Origin of the sequence: Pseudomonas sp. W2Aug9, assembly GCF_023127755.1 — a bacterium.
GTDB classification, from domain to species: Bacteria; Pseudomonadota; Gammaproteobacteria; order Pseudomonadales; family Pseudomonadaceae; genus Aquipseudomonas; species Aquipseudomonas synxantha_A.
Genome location: NZ_SPKL01000002.1, coordinates 120,674 through 139,973, shown reverse-complemented (window position 1 = coordinate 139,973; position 19,300 = coordinate 120,674). Strand labels below are relative to the sequence as shown.

Annotated in this window: 17 protein-coding genes; 13 read left to right on the top strand and 4 right to left on the bottom strand. The window is 60.6% G+C overall.

All coding sequences use genetic code 11. The features are described from left to right. Positions 1-37 precede the first annotated feature (37 nt). On the bottom strand, positions 38-1,483 hold the full coding sequence (locus E3O56_RS01790) for an alanine/glycine:cation symporter family protein (protein ID WP_248127707.1): 1,446 nt from the start codon (positions 1,481-1,483) through the stop codon (positions 38-40). Positions 1,484-1,875: 392 nt separating this feature from the next. Continuing rightward, complete coding sequence (gene aspA / locus E3O56_RS01785) at positions 1,876-3,300, bottom strand: aspartate ammonia-lyase (protein WP_032878672.1); 1,425 nt, start codon at positions 3,298-3,300, stop codon at positions 1,876-1,878. Between the two features lie 183 nt (positions 3,301-3,483). Here aspA and E3O56_RS01780 point away from each other — a divergent pair, with 183 nt between their 5' ends. The 5 genes from E3O56_RS01780 to E3O56_RS01760 all read left to right on the top strand — a co-directional run bounded on the left by E3O56_RS01780 (position 3,484) and on the right by E3O56_RS01760 (position 7,419). Further along, the gene (locus tag E3O56_RS01780; RefSeq protein ID WP_032881175.1) at positions 3,484-4,392 is read left to right on the top strand and encodes a LysR substrate-binding domain-containing protein; all 909 of its coding nucleotides are present in this window, start codon (positions 3,484-3,486) and stop codon (positions 4,390-4,392) included. 472 nt (positions 4,393-4,864) lie between these two features. Then, positions 4,865-5,356: a 5-(carboxyamino)imidazole ribonucleotide mutase gene (gene purE / locus E3O56_RS01775; protein WP_003195648.1), complete on the top strand. Its 492-nt coding sequence runs from the start codon at positions 4,865-4,867 to the stop codon at positions 5,354-5,356. Positions 5,357-5,367: 11 nt separating this feature from the next. Then, positions 5,368-6,450 carry a 5-(carboxyamino)imidazole ribonucleotide synthase gene (locus E3O56_RS01770; protein ID WP_032878674.1) on the top strand — a complete coding sequence of 361 codons (1,083 nt, stop codon included), beginning with the start codon at positions 5,368-5,370 and terminating at the stop codon, positions 6,448-6,450. A 109-nt stretch (positions 6,451-6,559) separates the two neighbouring features. Further along, positions 6,560-6,805: a GlsB/YeaQ/YmgE family stress response membrane protein gene (locus tag E3O56_RS01765; protein WP_005792540.1), complete on the top strand. Its 246-nt coding sequence runs from the start codon at positions 6,560-6,562 to the stop codon at positions 6,803-6,805. Positions 6,806-6,882: 77 nt separating this feature from the next. Further along, positions 6,883-7,419: a DUF3299 domain-containing protein gene (locus E3O56_RS01760; protein ID WP_103734131.1), complete on the top strand. Its 537-nt coding sequence runs from the start codon at positions 6,883-6,885 to the stop codon at positions 7,417-7,419. Positions 7,420-7,536: 117 nt separating this feature from the next. Here the strand turns inward: E3O56_RS01760 and E3O56_RS01755 are convergent, their stop codons facing one another. Together E3O56_RS01755 and E3O56_RS01750 are read right to left on the bottom strand one after the other, a co-directional pair. Beyond that, positions 7,537-8,436, bottom strand: coding sequence for a D-hexose-6-phosphate mutarotase (locus E3O56_RS01755; protein ID WP_103734132.1), 900 nt, complete (start codon positions 8,434-8,436; stop codon positions 7,537-7,539). A gap of 59 nt (positions 8,437-8,495) precedes the next feature. Next, complete coding sequence (locus E3O56_RS01750; protein ID WP_003176975.1) at positions 8,496-8,900, bottom strand: acyl-CoA thioesterase; 405 nt, start codon at positions 8,898-8,900, stop codon at positions 8,496-8,498. Between the two features lie 405 nt (positions 8,901-9,305). On the opposite strand from E3O56_RS01750, the gene E3O56_RS01745 reads away from it, so the two are divergent. The 8 genes from E3O56_RS01745 (at position 9,306) to E3O56_RS01710 (ending at position 19,298) form a co-directional block, all read left to right on the top strand. Next, positions 9,306-10,595, top strand: coding sequence for an MFS transporter (locus E3O56_RS01745; protein ID WP_248127705.1), 1,290 nt, complete (start codon positions 9,306-9,308; stop codon positions 10,593-10,595). Positions 10,596-10,767: 172 nt separating this feature from the next. Then, positions 10,768-11,754: a phosphate ABC transporter substrate-binding protein PstS gene (locus tag E3O56_RS01740; RefSeq protein ID WP_005792536.1), complete on the top strand. Its 987-nt coding sequence runs from the start codon at positions 10,768-10,770 to the stop codon at positions 11,752-11,754. Positions 11,755-12,171: 417 nt separating this feature from the next. Beyond that, positions 12,172-14,205, top strand: a complete 2,034-nt coding sequence (locus E3O56_RS01735; RefSeq protein WP_179119858.1) for an ABC transporter permease subunit — start codon at positions 12,172-12,174, stop codon at positions 14,203-14,205. A 15-nt stretch (positions 14,206-14,220) separates the two neighbouring features. Next, positions 14,221-15,891, top strand: a complete 1,671-nt coding sequence (pstA, locus tag E3O56_RS01730) for a phosphate ABC transporter permease PstA (RefSeq protein WP_032878679.1) — start codon at positions 14,221-14,223, stop codon at positions 15,889-15,891. A 164-nt stretch (positions 15,892-16,055) separates the two neighbouring features. After that, the gene (pstB, locus tag E3O56_RS01725; protein ID WP_005792533.1) at positions 16,056-16,889 is read left to right on the top strand and encodes a phosphate ABC transporter ATP-binding protein PstB; all 834 of its coding nucleotides are present in this window, start codon (positions 16,056-16,058) and stop codon (positions 16,887-16,889) included. A 70-nt stretch (positions 16,890-16,959) separates the two neighbouring features. Further along, on the top strand, positions 16,960-17,721 hold the full coding sequence (gene phoU, locus E3O56_RS01720) for a phosphate signaling complex protein PhoU (protein WP_017528598.1): 762 nt from the start codon (positions 16,960-16,962) through the stop codon (positions 17,719-17,721). Positions 17,722-17,888: 167 nt separating this feature from the next. Next, on the top strand, positions 17,889-18,788 hold the full coding sequence (locus tag E3O56_RS01715) for a response regulator (RefSeq protein ID WP_248127703.1): 900 nt from the start codon (positions 17,889-17,891) through the stop codon (positions 18,786-18,788). 186 nt (positions 18,789-18,974) lie between these two features. Further along, positions 18,975-19,298 carry a type II toxin-antitoxin system RelE/ParE family toxin gene (locus E3O56_RS01710; RefSeq protein WP_005792530.1) on the top strand — a complete coding sequence of 108 codons (324 nt, stop codon included), beginning with the start codon at positions 18,975-18,977 and terminating at the stop codon, positions 19,296-19,298. Positions 19,299-19,300 lie beyond the last annotated feature (2 nt).

The following is a 19,300-nucleotide window of genomic DNA, read 5'->3' as shown; positions in this document are numbered from 1 at the left end:
CATGCCCAAGGCCGGGCGGCGTGTCATCTAGCGGTGATCAACGTTGCGTTTGAGCGCTCAGTTCAGCCGAGGGTGCTGCTTCAGGCTTCACCGGATTGGCCGGCCAGGCCTTGCGGTCCAGGTCCAGGTCAGGGAACTGGCTGGAGTCGAACACCGGGGTCTTGATGCCCGCCGCGCGCTGGTTGTCGTAGTCGTTGAGGATGCGCATGGCGATCTTGAACAGGAATGCCAGGGCGAACAGGTTGACGAACGCGAGCATGGTCATGGTGATGTCGGCAAAGGCGAACACGGTGCTCAGGTTCTCGATCGAACCCCAGAAAATCAGCACCAGCACCAGTGCGCGATAGCCCATCAGCACCTTGCGGTTATTGCCGACCAGAAAGCGCAGGTTGCTCTCGCCCAGGTAGTAGTTGTACATGATCGAGGTGAACACGAACAACGCCAGGGCCACCGAGATGAACATGCGGCCCCAGTCACCGACCACCGCCGCCAGGGAGTTCTGGGTCAGGGCAATGCCGTCGCCTTCAAAGCCTGGGGTGTAGAAACCCGACAGCAGGATCAGCAATGCGGTGCAGGTGCAGATCACGAAGGTATCGAGGAACACGCTGAACGCTTGCACCACGCCCTGGGCGATCGGATGCTCTACCGAAGCCACCGCGGCTACGTTAGGCGCACTGCCCAGACCTGCTTCGTTGGCGAACACGCCGCGCTTTACACCCATGATGATCGCGCTGCCCACCAGGCCACCGAAGGCTTGGTCGAGGCCGAACGCGCTCTTGACGATGGTCGCGAGCATGGCCGGCACGTGGTCGAATTGCAGCACGATCACGTACAGGGTCACGGCGATGTACACCAGGGTCTTGACCGGTACCAGCAGGTCGGCAATCGACGCAATACGCTTGATCCCGCCGATGAACACCAGGCCCAACAACACCGCCAGCGCGAGGCCGGTGTAAGTGGTGTCGAGGCCAAAGGCGTTATTGAGCGAGTGGGTCACGGCGTGGGCTTGCAGGCCGTTGAAGGCAAAACCGAAGGTCACCAGCAGCAGGAACGCCATGACCATCCCCAGCCAACGCTTCTGCAGGCCGTGTTGGATGTAATAGGCCGGGCCACCACGGTAGGTGCCTTCAGCGTCGGTGCGCTTGTACAACTGGCCGAGGGAGCACTCGATAAAGCTCGAAGACATGCCCACCAGCGCGGTGACCCACATCCAGAACACCGCCCCCGGACCACCCAGGGTCACAGCAATACCGACACCCGCGATGTTACCGGCACCCACGCGTCCGGCCAGGCTGAGCATCAGCGCCTGGAACGAGCTGAGTTGACCGGCGCTGCTCTTGAGGCTGTCTTTAAACACCGAGAACATGTGGAAAAAGTGACGCAATTGAACGAAACGCGAGCGGATCGTGAAATAACCGCCGAGCCCGACTATGAGCACGATCAGTACTTTCCCTGAGAGGAAGTCGTTGATGACTTCGAGCATGGAGTGTTCCTCGCTGATTTTTCTGATGGCAAACGCAGGACGGTCCGACGCATCGCTCAGCACCAGGCAGTGCACGACGCTTCGATCCCCATCCTTTTGCGGGTGTTGTTATTCATGCGGTTTCGCGTGGTACCCGGGCCTCGTTACCGATGGCCGCAGACGCGAGAGGGGCGGCACTATACCTAGGCGAGACTGATCCGTCTGCACGGGCTGATTAAAGGTTTCAGCCACGCGGTGGCAAGCAAGGTGGGTTTGCAGGGCGATATTGGAGTTTTTATGGGCTTCATTTCACAACCTTGAGGCAAAAAAAAGGGCCTGAAGAACGAGCCTTCAGGCCCTCAAAAGGTGAGAGGTGTCTAGTCCCTCAGCCTGGTGAGCGGTGCAACAAACGCTTAGGCCTTCAGCGGGACCAAGCGTGGAGCGATCATGTTTTCCGGGCGCAGGATGTCGTTGAGCATGGCGTCGTCGAGCAAGCCTTCTTCACGCACCAGTTCCAGCACGCCGCGGCCGCTTTCAAGAGCGATACGCGCGATGCGGGTGGCGTTTTCATAGCCGATGTAGGGGTTCAGCGCGGTGACCAGGCCGATGGAGTGCTCCACCAGTTCGCGGCAGCGTGCTTCGTTGGCGGTGATGCCGACGATGCAATGCTCGCGCAGCATGTCCATGGCGCGTTGCAGCAGGCGGATCGAGTCGAAGATCTTGAAGGCGATCAGCGGCTCCATCACGTTCAGTTGCAATTGGCCGCCTTCGGCCGCCATGGTCAGGGCCAGGTCGTTGCCGATGACCTGGAATGCCACCTGGTTAACGGCTTCCGGAATCACCGGGTTGACCTTGCCGGGCATGATCGAGCTGCCTGGCTGGCGCGCCGGCAGGTTGATCTCATTGATGCCGGTGCGTGGGCCGCTGGACAGCAGGCGCAAGTCGTTGCAGATCTTCGACAGCTTCACCGCGGTACGCTTGAGCATGCCGGAGAACAGCACGAAGGCGCCCATGTCGGAGGTGGCTTCGATCAGGTCGGCCGCCGGTACCAGCGGCTGACCGCTGATGGTGGCCAGGCGTTGTACGGCCAGGGCCTGGTAGCGTGGGTCGGCGTTGATGCCGGTGCCGATGGCGGTGCCGCCCAGGTTCACTTCGGTGAGCAGCTCCGGCGCCAGGGTCTTCAAGCGCGCCAGGTCTTCACCCAGGGTGGTGGCGAAGGCGCGGAATTCCTGACCGAGGGTCATCGGCACGGCGTCTTGCAATTGGGTACGGCCCATTTTCAGCACATGGCTGAACTCGGCGCCTTTGGCGGCGAACGCCTGGATCAGGCTGTCGAGGCTGGCCAGCAGAGCGTCATGGCCCAGCAGCAGACCCAAGCGGATCGCGGTCGGGTAGGCGTCGTTGGTCGACTGCGCCATGTTCACGTCGTTGTTGGGGTGCAGGTACTGGTATTCGCCTTTCTGATGGCCCATGGCCTCCAGCGCGATGTTGGCGATGACTTCGTTGGCATTCATGTTGGTTGAAGTGCCAGCGCCGCCTTGAATCATGTCCACCACGAACTCTTCGTGGAAATCGCCGCGGATCAGGCGGGCACAGGCTTCGCTGATGGCAGCGTGCTTGGCTTCGCTGAGCTGGCCCAACTCGCGGTTGGCGTCAGCCGCTGCTTGCTTGACCATTGCCAGGCCGACCACCAATTTCGGGTAATGCGAAATCGGAACGCCCGAGAGGCGGAAGTTGTTCACCGCTCGCAGGGTCTGGATGCCGTAATACGCTTGAGCAGGTACTTCGAGTACGCCAAGCAGGTCTTTTTCTGTACGGAAAGATGCAGCAGAGGACATGACGGAAATCATCTCGATATGGACCCGGAACTGGCCGGAACGCTGCGAATGCTAGGCTTGTAGAAGTTTTTGGGCCAATGCTGTTAAACACTGGGCTATGCACAAACGGCATAATGTGGATGTGACCCAGCCATGATGGCGGGCGTGTGTGCCAAAATGGTGCATTCGGCGTGGGAGGCAATGATGAACCTTGAAAGCAAATGGCTGGAAGACTTCAGCGCCCTGGCGGCGACGCGCAGCTTTTCCCAGGCTGCGGAGCGGCGTTTTGTGACGCAGCCGGCGTTCAGTCGCCGTATTCGCAGCCTTGAAGCCGCGTTGGGCCTGACGCTGGTCAACCGCTCGCGCACGCCCGTGGAGCTGACAGCGGCGGGGCAGTTGTTCCTGGTGACGGCGCGCACCGTGGTCGAACAGCTCGGCGAAGTACTGCGGCATTTGCATCATCTGGAAGGCGGGCAGGGTGAAGTCATGCAGGTGGCGGCCGCACACTCGCTGGCACTGGGGTTCTTTCCACGTTGGATCGCACAGCTGCGCAACGAGGGGCTGAACATCGCCACGCGATTGGTTGCCACTAACGTCGGCGACGCTGTGCACGCCCTGCGCGAAGGCGGTTGCGACCTGATGCTGGCGTTTTACGACCCGGATGCCGCCATGCAGATGGACGCCGAGATATTCCCCTCGCTGCACCTGGGCAACACCGAAATGCTCCCGGTGTGCGCCGCCGATGCCGATGGCAAGCCGCTGTTCGACCTGGAAAGCGAGGGCAGTGTGCCGTTGCTGGCCTACAGTGCCGGGGCGTTCCTCGGCCGCTCGGTGAATTTACTGCTGCGCCAGCGGGCCCTGCGGTTCACCACCATTTACGAAACCGCCATGGCTGACAGCCTCAAGAGCATGGCTCTTGAAGGCTTGGGCATCGCCTGGGTGCCTCAACTGAGCGTGCGTGCCGAACTGGCTCGCGGCGAACTGGTGGTGTGCGGCGGGCCGCAATGGCACGTGCCCCTGGAGATTCGCTTGTATCGCTGTGCGTTGGTGCGCAAGGCGAATGTGCGGTTGCTGTGGCGCAAACTGGAAGGAGGCGCGGCGCAAAGTACCTGAGCCTGACACAGATCCAATGTGGGAGGGGGCTTGCTCCCGATAGCGGTGTGTCAGGCGCTGATTAGGCCGCTGAAACACCGCTATCGGGAGCAAGCCCCCTCCCACAAGGTTTTGCGGTGTAGGGGACTGACTCAAGAGTCAATAAAACCGCCGGTTTGAGCGGCTAGACAGATGGTCATTCCAGGGGCTGTTTATCTGGATTATTACGGTATACTGCGCGGCCTTCGGCCGGTCCAACCGGCCGCGTTTCGAGGTCAGAACTCGCCGAGCGAAGATCAGGCAAGGCAAAAACAAGCGAGGAAGCGGAGTTGGCTTTAGCCAATGAGCATTCCGAGTTTGTTTTTAACGCAGCCTGACTGAGCGCAGGCAGTTCTGGCCCGAAACTAATTCGTACAACAAGCCACGCCGGTCTCCCGCGTGGCTTGTTGTTTTTTGACGCGCCTGCGGGCGCCCAGAGAGAAGAGGCACGACGATGAGTGCATTGGTTGGCGTGATCATGGGCTCCAAGTCCGATTGGTCCACCCTTAGCCACACCGCCGATATGCTGGAAAAACTCGGCATTCCGTATGAAGTGAAGGTGGTCTCCGCCCACCGCACCCCGGATTTGCTGTTCCAGTATGCCGATGAAGCAGAATCCCGTGGCATCGAGGTGATCATCGCCGGTGCCGGCGGCGCGGCGCACTTGCCAGGTATGTGTGCGGCCAAGACGCACCTGCCGGTGCTTGGCGTGCCGGTGCAGTCGTCGATGCTCTCGGGCGTGGATTCGCTGTTGTCCATCGTGCAGATGCCGGCCGGTATCCCGGTAGCGACCCTGGCGATCGGCAAGGCCGGCGCGATCAACGCAGCCTTGCTGTCGGCCAGCATCCTGGGCGCCAAGCACCCGCAGTTCCATGCGGTGCTGAAAAAATTCCGTGCTGAGCAGACAGACAGTGTGCTGGACAATCCAGACCCACGCATCGCCTGAGGTTGTTGACGATGAAAATCGGTGTAATCGGTGGCGGCCAACTCGGTCGCATGCTGGCCCTGGCGGGCACTCCGCTGGGGATGAACTTCGCTTTCCTGGACCCGGCGCCAGATGCCTGCGCCGCCGCCCTGGGTGAACACCTGCGCGCTGACTACAGCGACCCGGATCACCTGCGCCAACTGGCCGACGAAGTCGACCTGGTGACGTTCGAGTTTGAAAGCGTCCCGGCCGAAACCGTGGCCTTCCTGTCGCAGTTCGTACCGGTGTACCCGAGCGCTGAAGCCTTGCGCATCGCCCGGGACCGCTGGTTCGAGAAGAGTATGTTCAAGGACTTGGGCATCCCCACCCCGGCCTTCGCCGACATCCAGTCCCAGGCAGACCTGGACGCCGCTGTCGCCAGCATCGGCCTGCCGGCCGTGTTGAAAACTCGCACCCTGGGTTACGACGGCAAGGGCCAGAAAGTGCTGCGTACCGCCGCCGATGTGGTTGGCACCTTCGCTGAGCTGGGCAGCGTCGGCTGCCTGCTGGAAGGCTTTGTGCCATTCACCGGTGAAGTATCGCTGATCGCCGTGCGTGCCCGTGATGGTGAGACGCGCTTTTACCCGCTGGTGCACAACACCCACGACAGCGGCATCCTCAAGCTGTCCGTGGCCAGCACCGACCACCCACTGCAGGCCCTGGCCGAAGATTATTCCAGCCGCGTGCTCAAGCAACTGGATTACGTCGGCGTGATGGCGTTCGAGTTCTTTGAAGTCGACGGCGGCCTCAAGGCCAACGAAATCGCCCCGCGTGTTCACAACTCCGGGCACTGGACCACCGAAGGCGCCGAGTGCAGCCAGTTCGAAAACCACCTGCGGGCGGTGGCGGGCTTGCCGTTGGGCTCCACGGCCAAGGTCGGCGAGAGCGCCATGCTCAACTTCATCGGCGTAGTCCCGCCGGTTGAGCGGGTGATTGCCATCGATGACTGCCACCTGCATCACTACGGCAAGGCGTTCAAGGCCGGACGCAAAGTCGGGCATGCAAACCTGCGCTGCAAGGATCGCGCAACGCTGCAGGCGCAGATCCTCAAGGTCGAAGCGCTGATCGCCGAGTAATAAGCCGGGAGTCGGCGGGAACCATTGGTCACCGTCGTCTCTCTGATTGCAGGATGATAAAGCCTGACTAGGCTTTGTCATGACTCACATTCAATCAGAGGGAAATGCCATGGGTATCATTGGAACCATCTTTATCGGCTTGATCGTTGGCCTGCTGGCGCGTTTCCTCAAGCCGGGTGACGACAGCATGGGCTGGATCATGACCATTCTGCTGGGTATCGCCGGCTCCCTGGCCGCGACCTATGGCGGCCAGGCACTGGGGATCTACCAGGCAGGCCAGGGCGCGGGCTTCATCGGCGCGCTGGTAGGTGCCATCGTGTTGCTGGTGATCTACGGCCTGATCAAAAAGAAGTAATCAGCCGACAAAGTCCTCTGCGCTGCGCAGGCGCAGAGGGCTAGAATGCTCGGCACTTGTATTTGCCGAGCCTCTCCATGCGCCGTCTATTCTTCACTCTCCTCCTGCTGGGCTCTGGCCTGGCGCACGCTGGCGAACTGCCGGAAACCGACTGGCTCGACCTGATGCCGCTTTCGGACCAGAAAGCCCTCGAAGCCATGCCCGAGATCGACCATAACTCCCCCGAAGCCCAAGGCACGTTCACTGAAAAAGGTGGCTTGAAGCAGAGCAAAGGCTTGCCCGCGGTGATGTATTCCACCAAGACCGTGGCGGCCATGAACGGCAAGAATATCCGCATTGGTGGGTATCCGGTGCCGTTGGAAACCGATGCCAAAGGCCGCAGCACGCTGTTCTTCCTGGTGCCGTATCCGGGCGCCTGCATCCATGTGCCGCCACCGCCGCCTAACCAACTGGTGCTGGTGCGGTATCCCAAGGGGTTGAAGCTGGATGATATCTACACGCCGCTGTGGGTCACGGGCATGTTGAAGGTGGAGAAGGTCAACAATGACTTGGCCGATGCCGCGTATGCGCTGGAGGCGGGGAAGGTGCGGGTGGTGAAGGAGTCCGATCTCTAACTGGCGCTACCAATCCCTGTGGGAGCGGGCTTGATCTGCGATGCAGGCGACTCGGTGTGTCAGTTGCACTGAGGCGATGCTATCGCAGGCAAGCCAGCTCCCACATTCTGACTGGGTTTACAAAGTGATATTGGTGATACGAACGCCCAAGGTGTGGCTTTTACCGGGGGCCAGGCTTACCACATCATCCAACACATTCGCCGTCTCGATGCACAACATGCCCTGCCAGCCGTCATCGGCCATGTCATCAAGCGCTTTGGCTCGTTCGGTCCACGGGTTCCAGATCACGGTGGACTTCGAGCCTTCGCTGATGAGTTGGACGCGGCGCTGCCAGTCTTTATCCACAATGCTCAACTGCGCTGGCGTATCCAGGTAGATACGATCAGTTTCGCCAGTGAAGTGCAGCAAGCCGGATTGCTGCTTCTCGGTCCACCCATCAGCAGTGTCGATATAGGCCAAGCCATCCACCCCCTCGACCTGCACGTTGCGCACGTCGCTCACAGCAAAGTAGGTGTGCAGTGCCTGGCTGAAGGTCACGGTGTCGGTGCCACGGTTGTGGCTGGTGAGGCGGATATGCAGTTGCTCGTCCAGCAGCAGGCTCAGCGTCAAGTCAACCTGATGGGGCCAGCCGGGAAAGCCGTTCGCAGGAGTCGGCAGCACCAGCTCGATACGCAGGGCTTCACCTTCGATTGCCGTCCCGGCCAACTCCCAGAGCGCGGTGCGCACAAAGCCGTGGGCGCCGGCAGGCTGATCGCTTTGGCGCATGGCTTTTACGCTCTGCGGGTTACGGTCGAAAACACCAAACCACGGCCAGCACACCGGCACGCCGGTACGGATGCCTTTGCCCCGCTTGAACACCGCCGCGGGGTTCGGCCATATCAGTGGCTGTTCGCCCTCGCGCTGGTAACTGAAGATATGCGCACCCTGTTGGGCCACCATCAGCTCGGCGCCGTTGTGGCGGATGCGCCAGCAGTCCAGCTCGTCGATTTTCATCGTCTCAACGTGGGGCGTAGGCATAACAAAGCTCTCTCAAGTGGCAGGCAATGGGGCAATTGACCGTTAAAACCCGGCGAGGTTTAACGCGCCCGTGACGGTACCGAACGGGTGCGACCGCTGCCGTCGATGGCGACGAACACAAATACCGCTTCGGTGACCTTGCGCCATTCGCTGGACAGCGGGTCATCGCTCCACACTTCGACCATCATCTGGATCGAGCTGCGGCCAATTTCCAGAGCCTGGGTATAGAAGGAAAGCTGTGCACCCACGGCTACCGGTACCAGGAAGGCCATGCGATCAATGGCGACGGTGGCTACGCGCCCGCCGGCGACCTTGCTGGCCATTGCCGTGCCTGCCAGGTCCATCTGCGCGACCAGCCAGCCGCCGAAGATATCGCCAAAACCATTGGTTTCACGCGGCAGTGCAGTGATTTGCAGGGCGAGATCGCCTTGCGGGATAGGATCTTCTTGTTCGAGTTCGATCATGCCGAGGGTGCCTCTGACCCGTGACGCTTCATGGGTATTTGAAGTGGATAGCCGTCTTCTGGAAAAACGTTTCAGCACCAACATACACCGCTCGATGCGTTTCTCGTAAGGCGAACTAAAGGGAAACTCTGCCAAATCGGCTGGACGGTACCCAACAACGTTTTGGCACAGCAGCCCCTCAAGACAGCGGGTCTGGCGCTTGCACTGGCGAGTATATCGAGACCCTGGCGCCACGACGACCTCCGCACGCTCATTTGGTCGGTAAATAGACGCTGTATCGGGGCTTTTGCGCGCAACTGTGTTCCTGGCGCTGTGCTTTTTCAGGCGATTTGCTATCTTGCCAAACCCGCCGCAAGTCACGGGCGTGCAGTCCTTTACGATGATTACTATAAGAGAAGCCTTGCCATGTCCTCCGTGCCCGCAAGCAGTGCGCAGCCCTCGCGCCCGCTGACCCGCAACGACTACAAAACCCTGTCGCTGTCTGCCTTGGGCGGGGCGCTGGAGTTCTACGACTTCATCATCTTTGTGTTTTTCGCCACCGTGGTCGGAAAACTGTTCTTCCCCGTCGACATGCCCGAATGGCTGCGCATGATGCAGACCTTCGGCATCTTCGCCGCCGGCTACCTGGCCCGCCCACTGGGCGGCATCATCATGGCGCACTTCGGCGACCTGCTGGGGCGCAAGAAGATGTTCACCCTGAGCATCTTCATGATGGCCGTGCCCACCCTGATCATGGGCCTGCTGCCCACCTACGCGCAGATCGGCTTGTGGGCGCCGCTACTGCTGCTGCTGATGCGCGTCATCCAGGGTGCGGCGATTGGCGGCGAAGTACCGGGCGCCTGGGTGTTCGTCTCCGAGCACGTTCCGCCGCGCCACATCGGCTACGCCTGCGGCACCCTGACCAGCGGCCTCACCGCCGGTATTCTGCTCGGCTCGCTGGTAGCTACTGCGATCAATACGGCCTATACCCCGGAGCAGGTCTCCGATTACGCCTGGCGGATCCCATTCCTGCTTGGCGGTGTATTCGGTCTGTTGTCGGTGTATCTGCGCCGCTGGCTGCATGAAACGCCGATCTTCGCTGAGATGCAGCAACGCAAGACCCTGGCTGCCGAGCTGCCGTTGCGTGCAGTGCTGCGTGACCACCGTGGCGCCATTGTGTTGTCGATGTTGCTCACCTGGCTGCTGTCCGCCGGCGTCGTGGTGGTTATCCTGATGACGCCGACCGTGTTGCAAACCGTCTACCACTTCAGCCCCACGATGGCACTGCAAGCCAACAGCCTGGCCATCGTGACCCTGAGCCTGGGTTGCATCGCCTCGGGTGCCCTGGCCGACCGTTTTGGCGCCGGTCGCGTGCTGGTCACCGGTTGCGCACTGTTGCTGGCGACCTCGTGGACGCTGTATCACAGCCTGATGGCCCACCCGGACTGGCTGTTTCCGTTGTACGCATTGACCGGTTTGTTCGTGGGCACCATCGGCGTGGTGCCCTACGTGATGGTCAAGGCCTTCCCGCCGGTGGTGCGTTTCAGCGGCCTGTCGTTCTCCTACAACGTTGCTTATGCCGTGTTCGGCGGGTTGACGCCATTGGCCGTGTCGCTGCTGATGAAGGAGAGCCCGATGGGCCCGGCTTACTATGTGGCCGTCCTGTGTGTGATGGGGATGTTGGTGGGTGGGTATCTGTGGAAACGCGGCCGCTGAAACCAATTTGATCCAATGTGGCGAGGCGTTCATTCAACGTCTCGCTCCTCATCAGCCTTTGCTTCCCGATAGTGGCCTTTCATCTAATTGTCACATTGCAGACATAGAGTGTTCACACGGCCTCTCGATACTTGGCCCCGATCCAATTATCCCTATCTGCTAGGAGCAAGGCATGAAACTGAAACGTTTGATGGCGGCAATGACTTTTGTCGCTGCTGGCGTTGCGACCGCCAACGCGGTGGCCGCTGGTGTTGATCCGGCAATCCCGGCGTACGTCAAGACCACTGGTGTGTCGGGCAACCTGTCCAGCGTCGGCTCCGACACCCTGGCTAACCTGATGACTTTGTGGGCTGAGGGTTACAAAAAGGAATACCCGAACGTCAACATCCAGATTCAAGCTGCCGGTTCCGCCACCGCGCCACCTGCGCTGACTGAAGGCACCTCCAACCTGGGCCCGATGAGCCGCAAGATGAAGGACACCGAACTGGCGGCCTTCGAGCAGAAGTACGGTTACAAGCCAACCGCTATCCCGGTTGCCGTGGACGCCCTGGCGGTGTTCGTGCACAAGGACAACCCGATCCAGCACCTGACCATGGAGCAAGTCGACGCGATCTTCTCCTCGACTCGCCTGTGCGGCGCCAAAGCTGACGTTAAAACCTGGGGCGACCTGGGTGTGACCGGCGACCTGGCCAACAAGCCTGTGCAATTGTTCGGTCGCAATTCGGTATCCGGCACCTACGGCTACTTCAAGGAAGAAGCCCTGTGCAAAGGCGACTACAAGCCTAACGTGAACGAACAACCTGGCTCGGCTTCTGTCGTGCAGTCGATCAGCTCCTCGCTGAACGGCATCGGTTACTCGGGCATTGGCTACAAGACCGCCAGCGTGAAGACCGTGGCCCTGGCCAAGAAAGGCAGCACTGACTTCATCGAAGACAGCGAAGAAAACGCCCTGAACGGCAAATACCCGCTGTCACGCTTCCTCTACGTGTATGTCAACAAAGCCCCGAACAAGCCGCTGGCCCCGCTGGAAGCCGAGTTCGTGAAACTGGTGCTGTCCAAGCAGGGCCAGGAAGTTGTCGTCAAGGACGGCTACATCCCACTGCCTGCCAAAGTGGCCGCCAAGGCCTTGGCTGAGCTGGGTCTGAAAGAAGGCAACTAAGCCTGCGATACCCGGTGTAATACCGGGCCCGTGTGGGAGCCCGCTCCCACACAAAGCCCGGTTACATCCCTAATTTTAAGTCCGCTGCCAGCTTTGCTTCGCGGCGGATTTGTTGCGTCACTGCACTGTCATCTTTCTGTCATACAGGATCGCTAGGGTGTGCGCATGAATGATCTGGCCAATTCCACCATGACGACAACTTCTCCCCCCAAGCGCATTGATTTCAATACGCCTGAGCTGCAACGCAAGCGCCGCATTCGCGCGCTCAAGGATCGCCTGACCCGCTGGTATGTGCTGGTAGGTGGCCTCGCCGTCCTTGGCGCCATCACCTTGATCTTCTTCTTCCTCGCCTACGTCGTTGCACCTCTGTTCCAGGGCGCCTCGTTGACCAAGGAAGACGCGCTGACTCCCGCCTGGATGCAGGACGCCGGCAAGCCGTTGATGATCTCCCTTGAAGAACAGAACCAAGTTGCCATGCGGGTTTCCGACAAGGGCCAGGCGCTGTTCTTTGAAGTGGACTCCGGCGCCGAGCTCAAGCGTGTCGACTTGCCGCTTCCGGCCGGTGCCAGCGTTGCTTCTATTGGTGAAGACCAGCCGGGCAGCCCGCTGGTTATCCTTGGTTTGTCCAATGGCCAGTCCCTGGTGTTCCGCCACACCTATAAAGTGTCGTACCCGGACGGCAAGAAGACCATCACCCCAGCGATTGAATACCCTTACGGCGAAACGCCGATCGTGTTGGATGAGGCCGGTCGCCCACTGGAGCATGTCGCCCTCAACGCCACTGACTCCACCTTGGTGGTGGCCGGTTCGGCGGGTTCGTACCTGAACGTGCTGTCGTTGAGCCGCGAAGAAAACATGATGACCGGTGAAGTCACCAGCGAGCAGAAGCGCATCGAGCTGCCGCAGATGACCGAACCGGTGAAAGCCATCTTTGTCGACCCACGCCAGCAATGGCTTTATGTGATCAACGGTCGCGCCCTGGCCGATGTGTTCAGCCTGCGCGACAACAGCCTCAACGGTCGCTACAAACTCCTGGAAGACGGCGCAGCCGAAGTCACCGCCAGCACTCAGTTGGTGGGCGGTATCTCGCTGATCGTCGGCAACTCCAAGGGCGGCCTGGCCCAGTGGTTCATGGCCCGCGACCCGGATGGCGAGCAACGCCTGAAACAGATCCGCACCTTCCAGATGGGCACTGCGCCCATTGTCGAAATCAGTGCTGAAGAACGCCGCAAAGGCTTCACCGCGCTCGATGCCTCCGGCCAGTTCGGCGTTTTCCACAGCACCGCTCACCGCACCCTGCTGGTCGACCCGGTGGTCGACGGCCAGGGCCTGTTCGGTATGTCGCCACGGGCCAACCGCGTAATCGTCGAGGCCGGCGGCAAGCTGCAACCGCTGTTGCTCGACAACCCGCACCCGGAAGTCTCGTGGAGCGCGTTGTGGAGCAAGGTCTGGTACGAGAACTACGACGAGCCTAAATACGTCTGGCAGTCCACCGCCGCCAACACCGACTTCGAACCCAAGATGAGCCTGGCCCCGCTGACCTTCGGCACGTTGAAGGCTGCGTTCTACGCCATGCTGCTGGCCGCGCCACTGGCGGTTGCGGCGGCGATCTACACCGCGTACTTCATGGCCCCGAGCCTGCGCCGCAAGGTCAAACCGGTGATCGAACTGATGGAAGCCATGCCGACCGTGATCCTCGGCTTCTTCGCCGGCCTGTTCCTGGCGCCGTACGTGGAAGGGCACTTGCCGGGCATTTTCAGCCTGCTGATGCTATTGCCGATCGGCATCCTAGTCGCCGGTTTTGTCTTCAGTCGCTTGCCCGAGTCGATTCGCCTGCGGGTGCCGGACGGCTGGGAAAGCGCGATCCTGATCCCGGTAATCCTGCTGGTGGGCTGGCTCTCGCTGTACATGAGTCCATACCTGGAAACCTGGTTCTTTGGCGGCGACATGCGCATGTGGATCTCCCACGACCTTGGCATCACCTACGACCAGCGCAACGCCCTGGTGGTCGGCCTGGCCATGGGTTTTGCGGTGATCCCGAACATCTACTCGATCGCCGAAGACGCCGTGTTCAGCGTACCCCGCGGCCTGACCCTGGGCTCCCTGGCCCTGGGCGCCACGCCGTGGCAGACCATGACCCGCGTGGTGATCCTGACCGCCAGCCCGGGCATCTTCTCTGCACTGATGATCGGCATGGGCCGTGCAGTGGGTGAAACCATGATCGTGCTGATGGCCACCGGTAACACCCCGGTCATGGAGATGAACCTGTTCGAGGGCTTGCGCACCCTGGCGGCCAACGTCGCGGTGGAAATGCCCGAGTCGGAAGTCGGTGGCAGTCACTACCGCGTGCTGTTCCTCTCGGCGCTGGTGCTGCTGCTGTTCACGTTCATCATGAACACCCTCGCCGAACTGATTCGTCAGCGTCTGCGCAAGAAATACTCGTCGCTTTAAGAAAGGTAGAAGTCTGTGAAACAGAACTCCCTGAATGGATGGTTCAAGAGCGGCGCCCCAGGCGTCTGGATCAGCGGTGGCGCGGTGTCCATCGCGGTCATCATGACCATTGGTTTGCTGGCTGTGATTGCCGTGCGTGGCCTGGGCCACTTCTGGCCGGCCGACCTGATCCAGGCCAACTACAACGTGCCGGGCCAGGCCAACCATATCGTCATCGGCGAAGTGGTACAGAAAGAAGAAGTGCCGCGTGAGCGCCTCAAGAGCGCCGGCCTGCCGGTGCCGGACCAGGGCCCGGAATTCATGACCCGCGAGCTGATCAAGGTCGGCAACCGCGACTTGAACGGCAACGACTTCACCTGGATCGTCGGCGAATGGTTGAAGGACCAGACCAAGCCGGCCAACCTGATGGCCATTGAGCGTCGTGAGTGGGGCAACTTTTACGGCACCCTGGTCAACGTCAAGCAGGACGGCAAGGTCATCGCTGAAGGCGAGGCCGCATGGCCAGAGCTGCAAGCTCGCGTGGACCGTGTCAACAAGCTCGCCGCCCAGCTCAAGACCCTGGAAAAAACTGATATCGGTGCGATCAACGCCGGCCTGGAACGCATCCGCCTGCACGGGCGCAAACTGGAACTGGAAGGCAAGCTCGACGCCGCCGCCCAGGCCGATATGGATGCCGACCGCGCCGAACTGAATGCCCGCTACCAGGACATCGAGGCGCGCCTGGCTGACCTGCACGCTCAGTTCAACCGCGACGCCCTGACTGCCCGCGACGGCAACGGCAAGGAAGTGGAGATCGGCATCGGCAAGGTGGTGCACGCCTACCAGCCTAACGCCATGGGCACCCTGACCAAGATCGGCTTCTACTTCAGCAAGGTCTGGGAATTCCTCAGTGATGACCCACGGGAAGCCAACACCGAAGGCGGGATTTTCCCGGCCATCTTCGGCACCGTGATGATGACCCTGATCATGGCGATGATCGTGACCCCGTTTGGCGTGCTGGCGGCCGTGTACCTGCGTGAGTACGCCAAGCAGAACACCCTGACGCGGATCATCCGTATCGCCGTGAACAACCTGGCGGGCGTACCGGCCATTGTCTACGGCGTATTCGGCCTGGGCTTCTTCGTCTATGTATTGGGTGGCTCGGTTGACCGTCTGTTCTTCGCCGAAGCCCTGCCGGCCCCGACCTTCGGTACTCCGGGCCTGCTCTGGGCCTCGCTGACCCTGGCGCTGCTGGCGGTGCCGGTGGTGATCGTGGCCACCGAAGAAGGCCTGGCGCGGATCCCTCGCACGGTGCGCGAAGGCTCCCTGGCACTGGGCGCGACCAAGGCGGAAACGCTGTGGAAGATCGTGCTGCCGATGGCCAGCCCGGCCATGATGACCGGCATGATCCTCGCCGTGGCCCGCGCCGCCGGCGAAGTGGCGCCGCTGATGCTGGTGGGCGTAGTGAAGCTGGCGCCGTCGCTGCCGCTGGACGGCAACTATCCGTACCTGCACCTGGACCAGAAAATCATGCACCTGGGCTTCCATATTTATGACGTCGGCTTCCAGAGCCCTAACGTCGAAGCCGCAAGGCCGCTGGTGTACGCCACCGCGTTGCTGCTGGTGCTGGTGATCGCCACGCTCAACCTGTCGGCGGTGTGGATCCGTAACCACCTGCGCGAAAAATACAAGGCGCTGGACAGCTAACACGGCCCCCTGTGGGAGCTGGCTTGCCTGCGATGCAGACGACGCGGTGTATCAGTAAGACCGCAGTGATGCCATCGCAGGCAAGCCAGCTCCCACAGACACAGAATTTGAGTAAGCCGCCCCGGCGGTTCAACGAAACGAATTGGTAGCACAGGGAGCATCCCATGCAACACGAAAACCAACCTCACGGCATCAACATGTCTGCCCTGGGTCGCGACAAACAGAGCCTGAGCCTGGCCCAGGAAACCGTGGCCATCGAAGTCCCGGGCCTGAGCCTGTACTACGGCGAAAAACAAGCGCTGTTCGACGTCAGCATGAACATCCCCAAGCAGCGCGTGACCGCCTTTATCGGCCCGTCCGGCTGCGGCAAGTCGACATTACTGCGCACGTTCAACCGTATGAATGACCTGGTGGACGGTTGCCGTGTGGAAGGTGCGATCAATCTCTACGGCACCAATATTTACCGCAAGGGTGAAGACGTGGCCGAGTTGCGACGCCGGGTGGGGATGGTGTTCCAGAAGCCCAACCCGTTCCCCAAGACCATTTATGAAAACGTGGTCTATGGCCTGCGCATCCAGGGCATCAACAAGAAGCGCGTCCTCGACGAAGCGGTTGAATGGGCTCTCAAGGGCGCCGCGTTGTGGGACGAGGTCAAGGACCGTCTGCACGAGTCGGCACTTGGCTTGTCCGGCGGCCAGCAGCAGCGTCTGGTGATCGCCCGTACCATCGCCGTAGAGCCGGAAGTGCTGCTGCTCGACGAACCGTGCTCGGCGCTCGACCCGATCTCGACCTTGAAAGTCGAAGAGCTGATCTACGAGCTCAAGTCCAAGTTCACCATCGTTATCGTGACCCACAACATGCAACAGGCGGCGCGGGTTTCGGACTACACCGCGTTCATGTACATGGGCAAGCTGGTGGAGTTCGGCGATACCGATACCCTGTTCACCAATCCGGCGAAGAAGCAGACCGAAGACTACATCACCGGTCGCTACGGCTAGGAAGCTGTGGTTCTGATTGCACTGACGCTGCGGTTCTCCGCACCTTACCGGACGCTCCAAGGACGCCAACATGATTAGCAAAGAAGGCCTTACCCATCACATCTCCGCGCAGTTCAACGCCGAGCTTGAGGAAGTGCGCAGCCACCTCCTGGCGATGGGCGGGCTGGTGGAGAAGCAAGTCAACGATGCCGTCACCGCGCTGATCGAGGCCGACTCGGGCCTGGCCCAGCAGGTGCGCGAGATCGATGACCAGATCAACCAGATGGAACGCAATATCGATGAAGAGTGCCTGCGCATTCTTGCTCGTCGCCAGCCGGCGGCCTCGGACCTGCGTTTGATCATCAGCATCTCCAAGTCGGTGATTGACCTGGAGCGCATTGGCGACGAAGCCACCAAGATCGCCCGGCGTGCCATCCAACTGTGCGAAGAAGGTGAAGCGCCACGCGGTTATGTGGAAGTGCGCCATATCGGCGACCAGGTGCGCAACATGGTGCGCGATGCCCTCGACGCGTTTGCGCGTTTCGATGCAGACCTGGCGTTGTCGGTGGCTCAGTACGACAAGGTCATCGACCGCGAGTACAAGACCGCCTTGCGTGAGCTGGCCACCTACATGATGGAAGATCCACGCTCTATCTCGCGGGTCTTGAGCATTATCTGGGTGCTGCGCTCCCTGGAGCGGATCGGCGATCACGCGCGTAATATCTCGGAACTGGTGATCTACCTGGTGCGCGGCACCGACGTTCGGCACATGGGCCTCAAGCGCATGAAGGCCGAAGTTGAAGGCTCCGCCGATCAAACGCCTAATGTTCCAGGCGAACCTGACGATAAGTAAGGTTGCCCGTGAAATTAACGCCCGGCCATTGGCCGGGCGTTTTCGTTTGTGGCAGCTGAATTTTTTGCGCGGGCGGCGAATAAAGTCCGAACGTGACTGCAAGGTTTTGGCAAAATGCCATCAGTCAGGCGTACTGCCAGCCGAGGTTTTTATAGGATGAAGGGTCGATGAGCAAAGTCAGTGTATTGGTGGTGGATGACGCCTCGTTTATTCGCGACCTGGTGAAGAAGTGCCTGCGCAATTACTTCCCCGGAATCAAGATCGAAGATGCGGTGAACGGCAAAAAGGCGCAATCCATCCTGATGCGCGAAACCTTCGACCTGGTGCTGTGTGACTGGGAAATGCCTGAGATGTCCGGTCTTGAGCTCTTGACCTGGTGCCGCGAGCAAGCGCATCTGAAGGCCATGCCGTTCGTGATGGTGACCAGCCGTGGCGATAAGGAAAACGTGGTTCAGGCGATCCAGGCCGGCGTTTCCGGCTATGTCAGCAAACCGTTCACCAACGAGCAACTGCTCAACAAGGTCAAGCAGGCCCTGCACAAGATCGGCCGCCTCGACGCACTGATCGCCAGCGCGCCGACCAAGATGAACTCGGCCTTCGGCAACGACTCCCTGAGCGCCCTGACCGGCGGCAGACCCGAAGCGGTCAAGCCGGCCCCGGTGGCGGCACCCAGTAAAGGTCTGCTCAACACCCCACCCGTGAAGGCCCCAGCAGCAGCGGCGCCGGCTGGCAGTCGCGGTCAGGGCCAGTTGCGCCTCTCCAGCGGCACTCAGCAATGCGTGATCAAGGCCCTGAGCATCAAGGAAGCGTTGCTGGTGGTAAAGCGCGGCGACGTCCTGCCTCAGGTACTGGAAAGCGCCGTGCTCGACCTTGAGCAGGGCGACAACGCCGAAGTCGCACGCCTCAACGGCTACCTGCATGCCATCGTCGCCTACGAGCCCAAGCCCGACAGCGACTGGTTGCAACTGACCTTTCGCTTTATCGACCAGGATGCGCAGAAGCTGGACTACATCTCGCGCCTGATTGCGCGCGGTACGGCGCAGAAGCATTTTGTGCCGGGTGCCTGATGGCCTGAATCAAGCAATCGACCGGTTGTCTGATTCCTGCTAGATGGCTTGATTTATATCTGTTCCGATATAGGCTCTCGATAACGCTTCAGTGTTGTCGAGCCTTTGCTATGCCTTGAAACAAAGCTGCACCGCCTTTGGTTGAGTCGTCGATTACGCTTTTTCTTTCCAGGAAAGGAGAAGTCAATGCCAAGGCACAAGGATGTGGTGTTTCTAGGAAGCTCGCTCAAGGATCTCAAGGATTTTCCTCTCGACGCCCGAAGGGCAGCCGGTTTTCAGTTGGATCTGTTGCAACAGGGTGAGCAGCCCTTCGATTGCAAGCCGATGAAAACGATCGGGAGGGGCGTCAATGAGATTCGGATCACTGAAGAGTCGGGAGCGTTTCGAGTGTTCTACGTGGTCAATCGGCCTGAAGCTGTCTATGTGCTGCACGCGTTGCGCAAGACCACACGGAAAACCGAAGGGCGGGATATCGAATTGGCGCGTGCCAGATTGCAGGAATTAGGTTAAGC